Below are 16,855 nucleotides of genomic sequence, written 5' to 3'. Positions count from 1 at the left end.
CGCCGGCCATGCTGGCCACACTCACCGTTCAGGACATCGTCCTTATTCAGCGGCTCGGTATCGATTTCGACGCCGGGCTGACTGTTTTGACGGGCGAGACGGGCGCGGGCAAATCGATCCTGCTCGATTCGCTCTCGCTGGCGCTTGGCGCGCGCGGCGACGCGGGTCTCGTGCGCTCCGGCGCCGAACGCGGGCAGGTGGTCGCCGTCTTCGAGGTGCCGGACGATCATCCGGTCCGCAGGACGCTGTCGGACAATGGCATCGATCCCGACGGCGCGGTGATCCTGCGCCGCACGCAGACATCCGACGGCAAGACCCGCGCCTTCGTCAACGACCAGCCTTGCAGCGTATCGCTCCTGAAGGCCGTGGGCGCGCAACTCGTCGAGATTCACGGCCAGCACGACGATCGCGCGCTGGTGGATCCCGAGGAGCATCGTCGCGTCCTCGACGCCTTCGGCGGCCTCAATGCCGAGGTTGAGGAAGTCGGCCGCCGCTACCGCGCGCTTCGTTCGCTGGAACGGGAACTGCGCGAGCTTCAGAGCAGCCTGGACGAAGCGGAGCGGGAAGGGGAGTTCCTGCGCTCTGCCGTGGCGGAACTGGAGGAGCTTTCCCCGGAAGCGGGCGAGGAAGAGCGCCTCGCGGAGCGGCGGCAATATCTGATGCGGGCGGAGAAGATCGCCGGCGACCTCACCGAAGCCTATGAAACCATCGCCGGCTCGTCGTCGCCGACGCCCGAACTCGTCAGCGTCGTGCGCCGGCTGGACCGTAAGGCCGCCGATCTTCCGGGGCTTCTGGACGAGACTCTCGCCGCGATAAACGCGGCGCTCGACCGGCTCGACGAAGCCCGAATCGGGTTGGAAGAGGCGATCCGCGAGACGGAGTTCGATCCGCGCGAACTGGAGGAGACGGAGACCCGGCTCTTCGCGCTGCGCGCCGCCTCCCGCAAATATCAGGTCGCGGTGGAAGCGCTGCCGGCGCTGGCTGCCGAATATGCCGCGAAGCTCTCCGACCTTGACGTGGGCGAGGAGCGCACCGTGGCCCTGGGACACGCCGTGGCGGAAGCCCGGGATGCCTACCGCGAGGCGGCGCGCCGGCTGACGGTCCGTCGCGCGGAAGCGGGCGAGACGCTGGAGGCCGCGGTCAGTGCCGAATTGCCCGCGCTGAAGCTGGACGCCGCGCGCTTCATCGTCGCCCGCGAGGTGGACGAGGAGCGCGAGACGGCCGACGGCTTCGACCTCGTCGCCTTCCATGTCCGCACCAATCCCGGCACGCAAGCCGGTCCGATCATGAAGGTCGCGTCGGGCGGCGAACTCTCCCGTTTCCTGCTGGCGCTCAAGGTTGCCCTGGCGGATCGCGGCTCCGCGCCCACCTTGGTCTTCGACGAGATCGATACGGGCGTGGGTGGTGCCGTTGCCGAGGCGATCGGTCGGCGGCTGGCCCGGCTGGCGGAACGGGTTCAGGTTCTTTCTGTTACGCATGCGCCCCAGGTCGCGGCCCGGGCGGGTTCGCATCTGGTTATTTCCAAGAAACTCGTCGGCGACGGCGAGCGGGTCGCCACCGATGTGATCGAGGTGGAAGGGCCAGAGCGCCGGGAAGAGATTGCTCGAATGCTGGCCGGCGCCACGATTTCGGACGAGGCGCGCGCCGCCGCCGAGAGCCTGATGAGGCGGGAGGACGTTTGAATGATGGCCGATGACGGCGCGACAAAGCCGGTTGGCGAACTCGGGGAAGACGAAGCGAAGACGGAACTGGAGAGGCTCGCGGAGACGATCGCGGCCCATGATCGTCACTATTTCCAGGAAGACGCTCCGGAGATTTCCGACGCGGATTACGATGCGCTGCGCCGCCGCAACAAGGAAATAGAGGCTCGTTTTCCCGATCTGGTGCGGCTGGATTCGCCTTCCGCCCGGCTCGGCGCGCGTCCGGTCAGCCGCTTCAGCAAAGTGCGTCACGCGCTTCCCATGCTGTCGCTCGACAATGCCTTCGCCGAAGAAGACGTGGCGGAGTTCGTCGCCCGCATTCGCCGCTTCCTGGGGCTCTCCGCCGATGCGCCCCTGACCTTTGTCGCGGAGCCGAAGATCGACGGCCTTTCCGCCTCGCTCCGCTACGAGCGTGGCAGGCTGGTGGTGGGCGCCACCCGGGGCGACGGCTCCGAAGGCGAGGACGTCACCGCAAATATCCGCACCATCGGCGAGATCCCGCAGATCCTGCCGGACGACGTGCCGGAGGTGCTGGAGGTTCGCGGCGAGGTCTATATGAGCCATGCCGACTTTCGCGCCCTGAACGGACGCATGGAAGCGAATGGCGGCGGGCGCACCTTCGCCAACCCGCGCAATGCCGCCGCCGGCTCGCTGCGCCAACTCGATTCGTCGATCACCGCGTCGCGCACGCTGCATTTCTTCGCCTATGGATGGGGCGAGGTCAGCGAGGATATCGGCGAGACGCAGTTCGATGCCGTCAAACGCCTGGGCGGCTGGGGCTTCCGGACCAACCCGCTGATGGTCCGCTGCCGGACGCCGGAAGAACTGGTGGCGCATTATCGCCGGATCGAAGCCGATCGCGCCAATCTAGGCTATGACATCGACGGCGTCGTCTACAAGGTCGACGATCTTGGCCTGCAGCTGCGGCTGGGCTTCGTGTCCCGGGCGCCGCGCTGGGCCATCGCACACAAGTTCGCGGCCGAGCAGGCGCTGACCGTGCTGGAGGATATCGAGATCCAGGTCGGCCGCACCGGCTCGCTGACCCCGGTCGCCAAGCTGAAGCCGGTGACGGTCGGCGGCGTGGTCGTGTCCAACGCGACCCTCCACAACGAGGATTATGTTCGCGGCATCGGCAATGACGGCAAGCCACTCCGCGATGGCAAGGACATCCGCATCGGCGACACCGTGATCGTGCAGCGCGCCGGGGACGTGATCCCGCAGATCGTCGATGTGGTGCTGACCAAGCGGCCCGAGGACGCGGAGCCGTTCCGCTTCCCGCATGCCTGCCCGGAATGCGGCAGCGATGCCGTCCGCGAGCATAATCCGAAATCCGGCCGCGAGGATTCGGTGCGCCGCTGCACCGGCGGCCTGATCTGCCCGGCGCAGGCCATGGAGCGGATCAAGCATTTCGTGGCGAGGGACGCTTTCGACATCGACGGCCTCGGCGACAAGCAGGTGGAGGCCTTCTATCGTGACGGGCTGATCGCCCATCCCTCCGATATCTTCACGCTGCGGCAGCGGGACGAGCGCTCGCTGCGAAAGCTCAGCGCGCGGGAAGGCTGGGGCTTCACCAGCGCCGCCAATCTCTTCGCCGCCATCGACGAACGGCGAGAGATCGATCTCAACCGGGTGATCTACGCGCTGGGCATCCGCCATGTCGGCGAGACGAATGCGCGGCTCCTCGCGCGGCACTATTCCGATTTCCCGGCCTTCCGCGAGACGGCGGTTTCAGCCGGGGAGGGGAACGAGGCGGCCTGGGCCGATCTCGTGGCGATCGAGGGGATCGGCCCGGTCGTCGGCGAGGCAATCGTCCAGTTTTTCCGCGAGGAGCACAATCGCGAGGAGGTCGCGCGGCTCCTGGAGCAGGTGACGCCCCGGCCGATGGAAAGCGTCGCGATCGACTCGCCCGTCGCCGGCAAGACGGTGGTCTTCACCGGATCGCTGGAACGGATGACGCGGGAAGAAGCCAAGGCCATGGCCGAGCGCCTGGGCGCCAAGGTCGCGGGCTCCGTGTCTGCCAAGACCGATCTGGTCGTGGCGGGGCCGGGGGGTGGATCCAAGCTGAAGAAGGCTGCCGAACTCGGCATCGAAGTTATCGACGAGGAGGCCTGGTTCGTCAGGGTCGGTCAGTAAAGGGCGGCCTTTCAGTCGCCCTCATCTCAGGCGACCTGTGCCGCCTTGGCCTTCTGGCGCAGGAAGGCGATGAAGTCCGGTGCGGGCATCGGCCTGCCGTAATAATAACCCTGCGCTTCCGGGCAGCCGCGCTCGCGCAGGAAAGCTTCCTGCTCCGGCCCTTCGACGCCCTCGGCGATCACTTCCAGGCCGAACTTCTCGGACAGATAGAGCACTGCCTGAACCAGCGCGGTGTCCTCGGGATCGTCCACGACGTCTTGCACGAAGGAGCGGTCGATCTTCAGGCGGGTGACGGGAAAGCGCTTCAGCATGCTCAGCGACGCGAAGCCGGTGCCGTAATCGTCGAACGCCACGCCGACGCCCATATCGCGCAATTCCTTGAGAACCGGGATCAGCGTCTCGTCTTGCGACAGCACGATGTTCTCGGTGATCTCCAGCTCCAGCCGGTCCGGGGCAAGCCCGGTTTCCGCCAGCACATCGCGCACCACCTCAACGAGGTTGCCGGCACGGAACTGCTCGGCGAAGAGGTTGACGCCCATCCGGAACGGCCGCCCGGAGAGCGCCTCGAAATCCCGGGCCATGCGGCAGGCCTCCCGCAGGGACCAGGTGCCCACGTCGACCGCCATGGCGCTGGTTTCCAGGACGCCGAGGAAGAGGCCGGGAGCCAGCAATCCCCGCTCCGGGTGCCGCCAGCGCATCAGCGCTTCCGCGCCGGTGACATCGAAGTCGCGAAGATCGACCTGCGGCTGGTAGAAAAGCTCAAGCTCGCCGCGCTCGATCGCGCCGCGCAGTTCGAACTCGACTTCGCGCCGATGCGCCGCCGTCTCGCGGAGATTGGAGGTGTAGAGCCTGAACGAATTGCCGATCTGCTTCTTGGCCTCGTGCAGGGCGAGATCGGCGTTTCCCAGCAGCTCGTCGCTGGTCGTGCCGTCCGTCGGACAACGCACCACGCCGATGCTGCTGGTGAGCTGGAACGGCCGTTCGTCCACCGCGATCGGCTCGCCGATCCGTTCGACGATACGCTCGCGCAGCATAGCGTGCCGCGCCGGCAGGGCCGGCCCCGACAGCACGAGAGCGAACTCGTCGCCGCCTTCGCGGCTGAGGAAATCGCCGGGTGACAGCTCTTCCTGCAGCCGCTGCGCCACGGTCTTGAGCACGTGGTCGCCGGCGGAATGCCCGGCCGTGTCGTTCACCGCCTTGAAGCCGTCGAGGTCGATCAGGAACAGGGTGGCCGGGGCGCCTCCCTTGATGATCTGGCCGAGGCGCGTCCGCAACGCGGTACGGTTCGGCAACTCCGTCACCGGATCGCGATAGGCGAGGCGGAAGAGCTGGGCCTCGTTGTTGCGGCGGTGGGTGATGTCGCGGATGATGGAGCCGAAGCCCATCGACTCGCCTTCCCCCCAGCAGGAAAGCGAAATCTCGACCGGGAACTCGGAGCCGTCGCGGCGCGACGCCGTCAGTTCCACGGTCTTGCCTGCCAGTCGCGCAGGGCCGCCCCCGGCCAGCCGCTCCATGCCCTCGTTGTGACCGCTGCGCATCCGTTCGGGGATGATGACGTCAAGCGACCGGCCGAGTACTTCTTCCGCCTTCCAGCCGAAGATCGTCTCCGCCGATCCGTTCCAGAAGGTGATGCAACCGTCCCGGTCGGCGCAGATCATGCCATCGGGCGAGGTGGAGGCGATGTTCTCGAAGCGGGAGCTGACCAGCCGGCGCAGGTTCTCAAGTCTGCGAACCTCCATCCGGTCCATGACCATGCTGGCCATGTCCTGCAGCATCTGCTTCTCGGCCGGGGAGAAGGAGGCCCGTGGCTCGTCGTCGATGATGCAGAGGGAGCCGATGTTGAAACCGGAAGGCGTCGTCAGCGGGGCGCCCGCATAGAAGCGGATGAACGGCTCGCCGGTTACCAGCGGATTTTCGGCGAAGCGCTCATCCTTCGTGGCATCCGGGATGACCACGACCTCGTGGCCCAGGATGACGTAGGCGCAGAAGGAAACGTCGCGCGACGTTTCGCAGATCGGCAGTCCCACGCGCGCCTTGAAGAACTGCCGGTCCGTGCCGACCAGCGGAACCAGCGCGATCTTGCAATCGAAGACGCGGGTGGCAAGCTGCACGATGCGGTCGAAATCGACCTCCGGACCCGTGTCCATGAGGTCGTATTCGGCAAGTGCCCGCAGTCTTTCCTGCTCTTCCGCTGGCAAACGTGCCGGCATCAGTCGCTCCGAGATTGGTCGTGTCCAGTATCGAACGGCGCTTCCTTATAAATCGTCCAATCTGTGCTGGCGACTAACAATGACGGTGAATAAAAACTGAACTATTCCTCGTACTCTCAGCCGACGATGGGGCGGCAGGCGGCGTCCAGCCAACGCCGTTCCTCGGCGGTCAGGTCTGGCCAGCCGGAGAGCGCGCCGAAGACGCGCGAGTGATAGGTGTCGAGCCAGGAAATCTCCGGCTGCGTCAGGAGGCGCGTCGCGATCAGCCGGCGGTCCAGCGGGGCCAGCGTGATCGTTTCGAAGGCATGCATCGCGCGGTCGCCGCCCGACACCTCGCGCGGCTCGCGCACGACGATCAGGTTTTCGATGCGGATGCCGAAATCGCCCTCGCGGTAGTAACCCGGCTCGTTGGAAAGGATCATGCCCGTCTCCAGCGGCACGTGGCCGGCCTTGGAAATACGCGCCGGTCCCTCGTGCACGGAAAGATAGGCGCCGACGCCGTGGCCGGTGCCATGGTCGAAATCGAGGCCGCTGGTCCAGAGCGCGGAGCGGGCGAGAATGTCCAGATGCGCGCCGGTCGTGCCCTTGGGAAAGCGCGCCATGGCCAGCGCGATATGGCCCTTCAGCACCCGGGTGAACCGATCGCGGTAAAGATCGAGCCGCGCCGCCTCGGCCTCGCCGAAAAGAACGGTCCGCGTGATGTCGGTGGTGCCGTCGCGGTACTGCGCACCTGAATCCAGCAGGAAGAGGTCCCCGGCGGCGAGCGCCCGGTTGCTCTTTTCCGTCACGCGGTAATGGTTGATCGCGCCGTTCAGCCCGGTCGAGGAGATCGTGTCGAAGGAAATGTCCTCCAGCGCCACGCCGTCGGTTTCGCCCACCTCGGCGCGAAGCTCTTCCAGTCGCTTCGCCGCGTCGATCTCGGTCACGCCCCCGTCGGTCGCTTCCCCCTCCAGCCACATCAGGAAGCGCATCATGGCCACGCCGTCTCGGGCATGCGCCGCGCGTGAGCCGGCAAGTTCCGCCTCGCTCTTGCGGGCTTTCGGGAGCGCGATCGGGTCCGCTCCCTCGACGATGTGACCGCCCGTGGTCTCAATCGCGACCGCGATCGCCTCGGCCGAGCCGGAGGCGTCGTAGAGCACCTCGCCATCGCGGCTGCCCAGTTCGTGCAGGGCGGGCAGCAGGCGGTCGGGCTCGCTCACGTCCGCAAGCTGCTCCAGCCGGTCGCGCATCTCGTTGCCGAGCTTGCGGCCGTCGATGAAGAGGGAAGGGCGCCCCTCAGCCCGCACGATGGCGAAGGACAGCGGCAACGGCGTATGGGCCACGTCCTTGCCGCGGATGTTGAAGAGCCAGGCGATCGAGGCGGGATCGGTGGCGCAGAAGGCGACGACCCGCTTGTCGCGGAGGATGCCCTGGATTTCCGAGATCTTCTCGGCGGCGGAGCGGCCGGCCAGCGCGTCCGTCTGTTCGAAAACCTGGGAGAGCGGCGATTCCGGCCGGTCGGTCCAGACGGCATCCACGAGATTGATGTCCACCGGAGCGAGCCGGGCGCTGACGCTTTCCAGCGCCCGCTCGATGCGGCGCACTTCGCTGCGCGTCATCAGCCAGGGGTCGAAGCCGATCGTCATGCCGGGCGAGACGTTCCCCTTCAGCCATTCGGCGACGGAGATTTCCATCACCGGCACGGGCTGGAAGACGTCCAGATCGACCTGATTGCGCACCTGCACGGTGTAGCGCCCGTCGACGAAGACGGCAGCCTTGTCGGCCAGCACCACCGCGGTTCCGGCGGAGCCGGTGAAGCCTGTTAGCCAGGCCAGCCGCTCGGCCGATTTCGCGACATACTCGCCCTGGTGCTCGTCGGCGCGGGGCACGATGAAACCCTGCACGTCATGCCGCTGCATGGCCTCGCGGAGAGCCGAAACCCGCTCCGCGCCCCGGGTGGGATCGCTGGTTTCCGTAAAGCTCTGGAACATGGTTCAGGTCTCTCGTTCGGGCCGGAGCGTGCCGGCAGGAATTCAGTCGTTGGCCCAGGCGTGGCCGGTCGGCCCGGAGAACTGGACGGCGGATGTGCCGAGCGGGCGGCTGCGGGACGGAGAGCGCAGGACGAGCACGCCCCAGCCTTCGAAGATGTGGACCGTTTGCAGGCGGATGCCCTGAGCGGAATAGGCGGCGACCACGCGCTCGCGCTGCCGCTTCAGGAGGCCGGAGAGCACAAGCGTGCCGCCGGGCGCCAGCACCTGTGCCATGGCCGGCGCGAGCTTCATCAACGGCTCCGCCAGGATATTGGCGACAATCAGGTCGAACGGTCCGTTGTCGCGGATCATCGGATGGGAAAGCCCGTCCGCCACAAAGGTACGGACTAGCGGCGCCACGGCGTTCTTGACGACGTTCTCCTGCGCCACGCGGACGGCGATCGGGTCGATGTCGCTGGCGAACACGGGCCTGCGCAGGAGCTTGGCCAGCGCGATGGCCAGCACGCCGCTGCCGGTGCCCACATCCAGCGGGTTGTCGAAGCGACGGGTGCGCAGCAACTGGTTCAACACGGTGAGGCAGCCGGCGGTCGTGCCATGATGGCCGGTGCCGAAAGCCTGCCCGGCCTCGATGAGGATCGGGACGCGGCCGCCGGGCAGCTTGTCGCTGTCGTGGCTGCCGTGGATCAGGAAACGCCCGGCCGGCACCGGCTTGAGATCGGCGAGGCCCGCCGCGACCCAATCGGTTTCGGGCAGCGTCTCGACCGCGAAACTCCCCGCCACGCTGCCGCCGACGCGCGCGTCGAGATCCGCGGCGATCGCCTCCGCGTCGCCTTCCTCGTAATAGACCTCGACGGCCCAGATGCCGTCCGCCTCCGATTTTTCGGTGAGCGCCACCACGACGCCGTCATCCGTCAGTTCCTGTTCGAGCTGGTCGGAGATGCGGGTGGCGTCGCGGCGGCTGGCGGTCAGGCTGGCTTTCAGGGTCATCGAAGGGTCCGGCGTAAGGTCTACCTGGCCTCTACGAATTCGCCTTCCATTTCAAGCGCGACGCTGTCGCCGATGGCCGGCAGGAACTGCTTCATGCCGTAATCGGAGCGCTTGAGCACGCCCTTGCCGGTGAAACCGACGCGGTACTGCTTCTCGAACGGATCGGAGCCGGCCTGGTTGAAGCTCACTTCCATGGTGAAGGGCTTCGTCACGCCATGCAGCGTCAGTTCGCCCGTGACCTTGGCGGTCTTCGCGCCCGTCTTCTGGAAACGGGTCGCCTTGAAGGTCGCGGCCGGGAATTTCGCCGCGTCGAAGAAATCGGGTGTCTTCAGGTGCTCGTCGAGTTCCGGCACCAGCGTCGCGACATTGTTGATGTCCACGGTGACGGAAAGCGCCATTTTGGAGACGTTGGAGGCATCGTAGGTCAGGTTCGCCTTCACGCCGGTGAAGTGCCCGACGAAGCTGGAATAGCCCTGATGGTTGATGACCCAGGTGATCTTGCCGTGTGCGGAATCCAGCACGTACTCGCCCGCCTTCACCTCGCGCGGATCGTGCGTGTAGTTGGGCGCCGAAGGCTGGCTCTGGGCCAGCGCCGCGGCGGGAAGGCCGGAGCAGGCGATCAGCAGGGCGGCGGCAGCGATCTTGAGGTTCATCGAGGGTCTCCTGTCGGCTGGGGGCGTGTCCGACATGATCGATGAACTACCGGAATGCGCAAGGAAATCCAATCGGCCGCACGGTCGCGGGATTGACGAAAGCGGCACTGTTGCCGACCTCTGGTGTTGACGCAGCGGCGCCCTGCATGGGCCGTCAGGAGGAAAGCATGATCACCCGTGGGTTCACCGGGCGGCGACAGCCTTCCGAAGTCGCGGACCGCATTCCGCCTGGGCAATACCTGACGGAGGATTTTCCGGTCCTCTCAGCCGGGCCGACGCCGCGCGTGCGGCTGGATGACTGGTCCTTCACGCTGAAGGTCGGCCCGCGCAAGGTCGCGACCTTCAGCTGGGAGGAGATGAACGACCTGCCGCAGAGCAGGATGACGCGCGACATCCATTGCGTCACCAGATGGTCCAAGCTCGACACGGCGTGGCAGGGCGTGCTGGTGGACGACATCGTCGCCGCCGCCAACATCTCCGCGCCGACCGGCTTCACGCTCGCCCATTCCTATGACGGCTATTCCACCAACGTGCCGACCGACGATCTCGTCGGGGGCAAGGCGATGATCGCGCTGCTTTATGCCGGGGAGCCGATCACGCCGGACCATGGCGGGCCCGCCCGGCTTCTGGTGCCGCATCTCTATCTCTGGAAATCGGCGAAATGGCTGAATGGCCTGCAATTCACCGAGAGGGACGAAGCCGGCTTCTGGGAATTGCGGGGCTACCATATGCGCGGCGATCCCTGGGCGGAGCAGCGCTTCCGCGACGATCTCTGACGGATCGTGAGCGAGGTGTCCGAGCGGCTGCGCTGGCGCGAGGCGTCGATCGAGCGGATCGTGCCGCGCACGCCGGATATCGTCAGCGTCTTGCTCCGCGCTGACCTGCCGCGATCCGTCGCCGGGCAGCATGTGGATGTCCGGCTGACGGCGCCGGACGGCTATCAGGCGCAGCGGAGCTATTCGATCTCCTCCGCGCCGGGCTCCGCCAGCACCGAACTCATCATCGAGCGGCTGGAAGGCGGTGAGGTCTCGCCCTTCTTTCACGAGATCGCGCAGGCCGACGACGTCATCGAGGTGCGCGGGCCGATCGGGGGTTATTTCGTCTGGAGGAAGGACGATGGGGGGCCGCTGCTGCTGGTGGCCGGCGGCTCGGGCATCGCGCCGCTAATGGCGATCGTCCGCGATCTGGCAGTTGCCGCGCCGGACACGCCGGCGTTGCTGATCCACTCGGCGCGCCGCTCGGAGGATCTGGTCTTTCGCGACGAGCTGCTGGACCTCCAGGCGCGGCTGCCCGCCTTTGGCTTCGTGGCCGTGACCACGCGCGAGACGCCGGAACGGGAAGGCGACTACGGCCGGCGCATCGACCGGACGATGCTCGCGGAAGTGCTGGGAAAGTGGGGGGTCCCGCCGTCACTCGTCTATGTCTGCGGCTCCAATCCCTTCGTGGAAAACGTCGCATCCGGCCTCGTGGACGAAGGCGTGCCGCCGCAGGTTATCCGAACCGAACGCTACGGGGCGTGAGAGCTGAGGAATTCTCAGCTCTCCTCGATGAAGCTGTCCAGCACGCGCTTCTGCCCGGCCTTGTCGAAGTCCACGGTCAGCTTGTTGCCGTCGACATCGGCGATCGTGCCGGGGCCGAACTTCTGGTGGAAGACGCGCTGGCCCTTGGCGAACTTCGCGGTGCCGCCGATCACACTCTTGGCGATCAGGTCGCCCTCGATGGTCAGTGGCTGGCGGGACGCGGTGGTGCGCTTGCGCGGATCGACCCGGTCTCGGTTCGCCTGCGCGCGCTGCCAGCCGGGTGTGCGATAGGCGGAGTTGAAGGGCTCCATCTGGTCGAAGCGCGACATGCCGTAGCCGCCCATGCCGCCCGCGCCGTAACCGCCATAGCTTGCGGGTTCCGACACCTCGACGTGGTCCTCCGGCAATTCGTCCAGGAAGCGCGACGGCACCGTGGATTGCCAGAGGCCGTGGACGCGGCGGTTGGACACGAACCAGATCGACGCCTTCCGCCGGGCGCGCGTGATGCCGACATAGGCAAGGCGGCGTTCTTCCTCCAGGCCCGCGCGGCCGTTCTCGTCGACCGAGCGCTGGTGCGGGAAAAGGCCTTCCTCCCAGCCCGGAAGGTAGACCGTATCGAACTCCAGCCCCTTGGCGGAATGCAGCGTCATGATGGAAACGGCTTCTTCCGCCTCCGCGCCTTCCGCGTCCATCACCAGCGAGACGTGCTCCAGGAAGCTTTGCAGCGACTCGTAGTCGCCCATGTTGTTGACGAGTTCCTTGAGATTCTCCAGCCGACCCGGAGCTTCGGCCGAGCGGTCGAGCTGCCACATCTCGGTGTAGCCGCTTTCCTCCAGGATCATTTCCGCCAGGTCCGCGTGGCGCATGTTGGGGACTTGTGCCGACCAGCGCGCGAAGGATTGCACGATGCCGCCGAGCGTCTGCCGCGCTTTCGGCTTCAGCTCCTCAGACTGGCTGAGTTCGGCCGCCGCCGCCATCAGCGGAATGTTGCGGCTGCGCGCATGGGCGTGGATCTGCTGCAGCGTGGCGGCGCCAAGCCCGCGCTTGGGCGTGTTGACGATGCGCTCGAAGGCGAGGTCGTCGGCTGGGTTCACCGTCGCGCGGAGATAGGCCAGCGCGTCGCGGATCTCCATGCGCTCGAAGAAGCGCGGGCCGCCGATGACGCGGTAATTCAGGCCGAGCGTGATGAAGCGGTCTTCGAACTCGCGCATCTGGAAGGACGCGCGGACGAGGATCGCCATCTCGTTCAGCGAGTGGCCCTGCCGCTGCCGCTGCTCGATATCCTCGCCGATCGCGCGGGCTTCCTCGCCGGAATCCCAGCCGGAGGTGACGGCGACGCGGTCGCCCAGCTCCGCCGTCTCGGTGAAGAGCGTCTTGCCCAGCCGGTCCTCGTTATGCGCGATCAGCCCGGAGGCGGCGGCGAGGATGTGCCCGGTGGAGCGATAGTTGCGCTCAAGCCGGATGACCTTGGCGCCTTCGAAATCCCGCTCGAAGCGAAGGATGTTGTCCACCTCCGCGCCGCGCCAGCCATAAATCGACTGGTCGTCGTCGCCGACGCAGCAGATGTTGCGGTTGCCCTGCGCAAGGAGCCGCAGCCAGAGATACTGGGCGACGTTGGTGTCCTGGTACTCGTCCACGAGCATGTAGCGGAAGCGCTTCTGGAAATCGGCGAGCACATCCGGATGCTCGCGGAAGAGCCGCAGGCACTCCGTCAGGAGATCGCCGAAATCGGCGGCGTTCAGCGCCTTCAGCCGTCCCTGGTACTCCGCATAGAGCTCCGCGCCCTTGCCGTTGGCATAGGCGTAACCTTCGCCCTGCGGCACCTTGTCGGGAGAGAGCCCGCGGTTCTTCCAGCCGTCGATGGCGGAGGCGAGCTGGCGCGCGGGCCAGCGTTTCTCATCGACATTGGCGGCCGACAGGATCTGCTTCAGGAGCCGGATCTGGTCGTCGGTATCGAGGATGGTGAAGTCGGACCGGAGATCCACCAGCTCCGCGTGCCGGCGCAGGATCTTGACGCCGATGGAGTGGAACGTGCCGAGCCACGGCATGCCCTCCGCCGAGCCTTCGCCGATCAGCCGGCCGATGCGGTTCTTCATCTCCCGCGCCGCCTTGTTGGTGAAAGTGACGGCGAGGATCTGCGAGGGATAGGCGCGGCCGGAGGCGAGGATGTGGGCGATGCGTGTCGTCAAAACACGCGTCTTGCCCGTGCCCGCGCCGGCCAGCACGAGCAGGGGACCCTCGGTCGTTTCCACCGCCTCGCGCTGCTCCGGGTTCATCCCGTCGAAGAACGACGCCTGGCTGGGACCCGATCGCGCCGCCATCGCACGCGCGGCGATCCCCTGTTTCGGCGGGCGCGGCGCACCGTCCGCAGCCCCCTCAGAAGCGTCGAGCTCCGTTGCAGGTTTCGTGAGGTCGGTGCGGCGGACGGGTTCGGACATCGATTCCCAAGACATGAGTTCGGAGAACAATACGGCAACATGAGCCCGATGGCGAGGCCCAACCAAAGCCGGTCGCCTTCATATGGGAACGGCGGGGCGACTTCGCATCGGGATGAGGGCCGTCGCGTTTCGGTGAGGCGACGGCGTGACGATCCGGCGCTATGATCGCCGCCCTGACCTTCGTCTCTGGCCAAAAGGGAGCAACGCCATGTGTACACTCGACGGATGCGGAAGCCACAGGGACATGCCGCCGATCCCGCTGGCGGAGACGGATCGCCGCGCCTTTCTGGCGGGAACGATGGCGCTGCCGCTGGCGACCGTGCTGGCCTTCCCCGATCTCGCGCATGCGCAGGCGGCACGGCTTGAGCCGGTCAACGTGACCACCAAGACGGGCGGCAAGGTGTCCGGCGTGATCGCAATGCCGAAGCAGCTGCCGGCGCCGGCCGTCATCCTGATCCACGAATGGTGGGGGCTCAATGACCAGATCAAGTCGGTCGCGGCGGAGCTGGCCGAGCAGGGCTACATCGCGCTTGCCGTCGATCTCTACGGCGGAACCGTCGCCAGGAGCCCGGACGAGGCGCAGGCGGCCATGAAGGCGGTCGATTCCAAGGAAGCGACCGAGAGCCTGGCGGGGGCGGTCGATTATCTCCGGGGGCACAAGGATTCCACCGGTAAGGTCGGCACGGTCGGCTGGTGCTTCGGCGGCGGCTGGTCGCTGAATACGGCGCTGGCCGCGCCCGTCGATGCCTGCGTCGTCTATTACGGCAGCGTCGCCAAGAAAGCTGGCGAGTTGCAGAACCTTCACTGCCCGGTGCTCGGCCAGTTCGGCACCGAGGACGATCACATCAACAAGGAGATGGTCGAGGGCTTCGAGGCGGAGCTGAAGAAGGCCGGCAAGTCGGAGCTCTTCACCGCCTACTGGTACGATGCCGACCATGCCTTCGCCAACCCGACCGGCGCGCGCTACGACGCGGAGGACGCGAAGCTCGCCTGGGATCGGACGACGGAGTTCCTGCACCAGTATCTCTCCGCGCGAAGCTGACCGGGAGCCGGTTCGGCTTCTCCGCGTTAGAGCCCGGCGGCGCCTTTGCCGCCGGGCTTTCGGAGGGGCGGAATGGCTGAAGCGGATGTTGAGATCTTCTCGCTGGAGCCGGATGGCGGCATTCCCAACAACAGCCTGCCGGTGCTCTTCTATAGAGACGCGCTGAAGGCGGGCGACTGCTTCGCGGAAGGCTGCCAGACGCTTTTCCAGCGCAACGGCTGGGAGGGCACGTGGGTCAACGGCGTCTTCGCCTACTGGCATTTCCACACGGAAGGGCACGAAGTGCTGGGCGTCGTCTCCGGCAAGGCGAAGATCGGGCTCGGCGGCGATAATCGGATCGAGGTCGATCTCAAAGCGGGCGACGTCGTCGTGCTGCCGGCCGGCACCGGCCACAAGCGCCTGTCCGCCTCGTCCGACTTCAGCATCGTCGGGGCCTATCCACCCGGCCAGAACGGTCGCGTGATCCGGCCCGAAAGCTCGGATATCGAAAAGGCCGCCGCCGCCATCAAGCATTTGCCGCTCCCGGCGACCGATCCGGTTCTGGGCGGGGACGGGGCGCTCGTTCCGGCCTGGCGCGACAAGACGGGCTGACGAATCCGGCGATACCCCGTCGTGACCCCCCCGTCTTCTCCTTTCGGCGCAGGCTTATTCCCTCTCCGGTCTGTGCCAATCCGCCAGATTGCGCTTGCGGGCTTGCCCTTCGACGATGTGAAGTCGCAAAAGAGGCGAGAACGATGGACCGGCTCATCGGGAAGCCGGCTCTCCTTGAGGGACGCCATGGGACGCGCTGAATTTCTGCCTCGCAACGAAAGCGGCATTGCCGCGACGATCGCCGCTCTGAAGGCGCGTTTCGGCGATCGGGTGAGCCAGGCGCAGGCTCTTCGCGAGCAGCACGGGCACACGACCACCTGGGTCGGCAACCAGCCGCCGGACGCGGTTCTCTATCCCGAGAGCACGGAAGAGGTGAGCGAGATCGTCCGGATCTGCGCGGCGAACCGCACGCCGATCGTGCCTTTCGGTTCCGGCTCCTCGCTGGAGGGCCAGCTGAATGCGCCGGCCGGCGGCGTTTCCCTCGACATGACGCGGATGAACCGCATCGTGGAGGTTCACGCCGAGGATCTCGACTGCGTGGTGCAGCCGGGGGTCAACCGCAAGCAACTGAACGAGCATCTCCGCGATCTCGGGCTCTTCTTCCCCATCGATCCCGGCGCTGAGGCGACGCTGGGCGGGATGGCTTCCACCCGGGCCTCCGGTACCAATGCCGTGCGTTACGGCACGATGAAGGACAATGTCCTGAACCTCACCGTCGTGATGGCGGACGGCTCGGTGATGAAGACCGCGAACCGCGCCAAGAAGACTTCGGCCGGATACGACCTGACGCGGCTGATGATCGGCGCGGAAGGCACGCTCGGCATCATCACGGAACTCACGCTGAAGCTGCAGGGTATCCCGCAGGCGGTATCCTCGGCCTTCTGCTCGTTCCCGAGCGTGCCGGAAGCGTGCAACGCCGTTATCGCCACGATCCAGTACGGAATCCCGGTCGCGCGGATCGAGCTGATGGACGAACTGCAGGTGAAGGCCACGAATGCCTTCGCCAAGCTCGACCTGCCGGAAACCCCGGCGCTGCTCCTGGAATTCCACGGCACGCCGGAAGGCGTGAAGGAGCAGGCGGAGAACTTCGGCGAGATCGCCGGGGAGTTCGGCGGCTCCGGCTTCCAGTGGTTCACCCGTGAGGAGGACCGCGCCCGGATGTGGCAGGCGCGGCATGACGCCTACTGGGCGGCCAAGGGCCTGCGACCGGGCGTCGACGTTATTTCCACCGATGTCTGCGTGCCGATTTCCCGGCTCGCCGATTGCGTGGCGGAGACGCAGGCCGATCTTGCCGAACTCGGTATCCTGGCCCCCATCGTCGGCCATGTCGGCGACGGCAACTTCCATCTGAGCGTCCTTGTCGACACAAAGGACGCAAAGGAACTGGAAAGTGCGGAAACCCTGATGTCCCGCCTTGCCAAGCGTGCCATTGCCATGGATGGAACGTGTACGGGGGAACATGGGATCGGCCAGGGGAAGATGGCCTATCTGGAGCATGAACTCGGCCACGCGGTCGATGTCATGCGCACCATCAAGCGGGCGCTCGATCCGCTCAACATCATGAACCCCGGGAAGATCATGCGGACCTGAACGCCGCACGGGAGGGGAGGG

General features: G+C 66.5%; 11 protein-coding genes and 1 pseudogene. 7 read left to right on the top strand and 5 right to left on the bottom strand.

Features of this window, described 5'->3' with window-relative positions:
- Window positions 1–8 precede the first annotated feature (8 nt).
- Entirely contained in the window at window positions 9–1,682 is a 1,674-nt protein-coding gene (gene recN / locus BMY25_RS07675) for a DNA repair protein RecN (RefSeq protein WP_092496045.1), read from the top strand.
- Window positions 1,683–3,833, top strand: a complete 2,151-nt coding sequence (ligA, locus tag BMY25_RS07670; RefSeq protein ID WP_238858215.1) for an NAD-dependent DNA ligase LigA — start codon at window positions 1,683–1,685, stop codon at window positions 3,831–3,833.
- Window positions 3,834–3,859: 26 nt separating this feature from the next.
- Here the strand turns inward: ligA and BMY25_RS07665 are convergent, their stop codons facing one another.
- The 4 genes and pseudogenes from BMY25_RS07665 to BMY25_RS07650 form a co-directional block, all read right to left on the bottom strand.
- Window positions 3,860–6,043 (bottom strand): putative bifunctional diguanylate cyclase/phosphodiesterase, encoded by a 2,184-nt coding sequence (locus tag BMY25_RS07665; RefSeq protein WP_092496044.1) that lies wholly within the window; start codon window positions 6,041–6,043, stop codon window positions 3,860–3,862.
- Between the two features lie 116 nt (window positions 6,044–6,159).
- Window positions 6,160–8,013 (bottom strand): aminopeptidase P family protein, encoded by a 1,854-nt coding sequence (locus BMY25_RS07660; protein ID WP_092496043.1) that lies wholly within the window; start codon window positions 8,011–8,013, stop codon window positions 6,160–6,162.
- Between the two features lie 123 nt (window positions 8,014–8,136).
- Window positions 8,137–9,000: pseudogene (locus BMY25_RS07655) on the bottom strand (50S ribosomal protein L11 methyltransferase); the annotation flags it as partial.
- Window positions 9,001–9,020: 20 nt separating this feature from the next.
- Entirely contained in the window at window positions 9,021–9,653 is a 633-nt protein-coding gene (locus BMY25_RS07650) for a YceI family protein (RefSeq protein ID WP_092496041.1), read from the bottom strand.
- Between the two features lie 167 nt (window positions 9,654–9,820).
- Between BMY25_RS07650 and BMY25_RS07645 the strand changes: the two genes are divergently transcribed.
- A complete protein-coding gene (locus BMY25_RS07645) occupies window positions 9,821–10,429 on the top strand; it encodes a sulfite oxidase-like oxidoreductase (RefSeq protein WP_092496145.1) in 609 nt (202 codons plus the stop codon).
- Window positions 10,430–10,435: 6 nt separating this feature from the next.
- Complete coding sequence (locus tag BMY25_RS07640; protein ID WP_092496040.1) at window positions 10,436–11,173, top strand: FAD-binding oxidoreductase; 738 nt, start codon at window positions 10,436–10,438, stop codon at window positions 11,171–11,173.
- 14 nt (window positions 11,174–11,187) lie between these two features.
- Here BMY25_RS07640 and BMY25_RS07635 read toward each other — a convergent pair whose 3' ends face one another.
- Window positions 11,188–13,611 carry an ATP-dependent helicase gene (locus BMY25_RS07635; RefSeq protein ID WP_092496144.1) on the bottom strand — a complete coding sequence of 808 codons (2,424 nt, stop codon included), beginning with the start codon at window positions 13,609–13,611 and terminating at the stop codon, window positions 11,188–11,190.
- 244 nt (window positions 13,612–13,855) lie between these two features.
- Between BMY25_RS07635 and BMY25_RS07630 the strand changes: the two genes are divergently transcribed.
- From BMY25_RS07630 to BMY25_RS07620, 3 genes are all read left to right on the top strand, one after another.
- Complete coding sequence (locus BMY25_RS07630; RefSeq protein ID WP_238858214.1) at window positions 13,856–14,653, top strand: dienelactone hydrolase family protein; 798 nt, start codon at window positions 13,856–13,858, stop codon at window positions 14,651–14,653.
- Between the two features lie 72 nt (window positions 14,654–14,725).
- A complete protein-coding gene (locus tag BMY25_RS07625) occupies window positions 14,726–15,244 on the top strand; it encodes a cupin domain-containing protein (RefSeq protein ID WP_092496038.1) in 519 nt (172 codons plus the stop codon).
- Window positions 15,245–15,430: 186 nt separating this feature from the next.
- Window positions 15,431–16,834 carry an FAD-binding oxidoreductase gene (locus BMY25_RS07620; RefSeq protein WP_092496037.1) on the top strand — a complete coding sequence of 468 codons (1,404 nt, stop codon included), beginning with the start codon at window positions 15,431–15,433 and terminating at the stop codon, window positions 16,832–16,834.
- Window positions 16,835–16,855: the final 21 nt, after the last annotated feature.

This window comes from Faunimonas pinastri (assembly GCF_900110915.1).
Taxonomy (GTDB): domain Bacteria; phylum Pseudomonadota; class Alphaproteobacteria; order Rhizobiales; family Afifellaceae; genus Faunimonas; species Faunimonas pinastri.
This window is presented reverse-complemented; position numbering and strand designations above follow the sequence as displayed.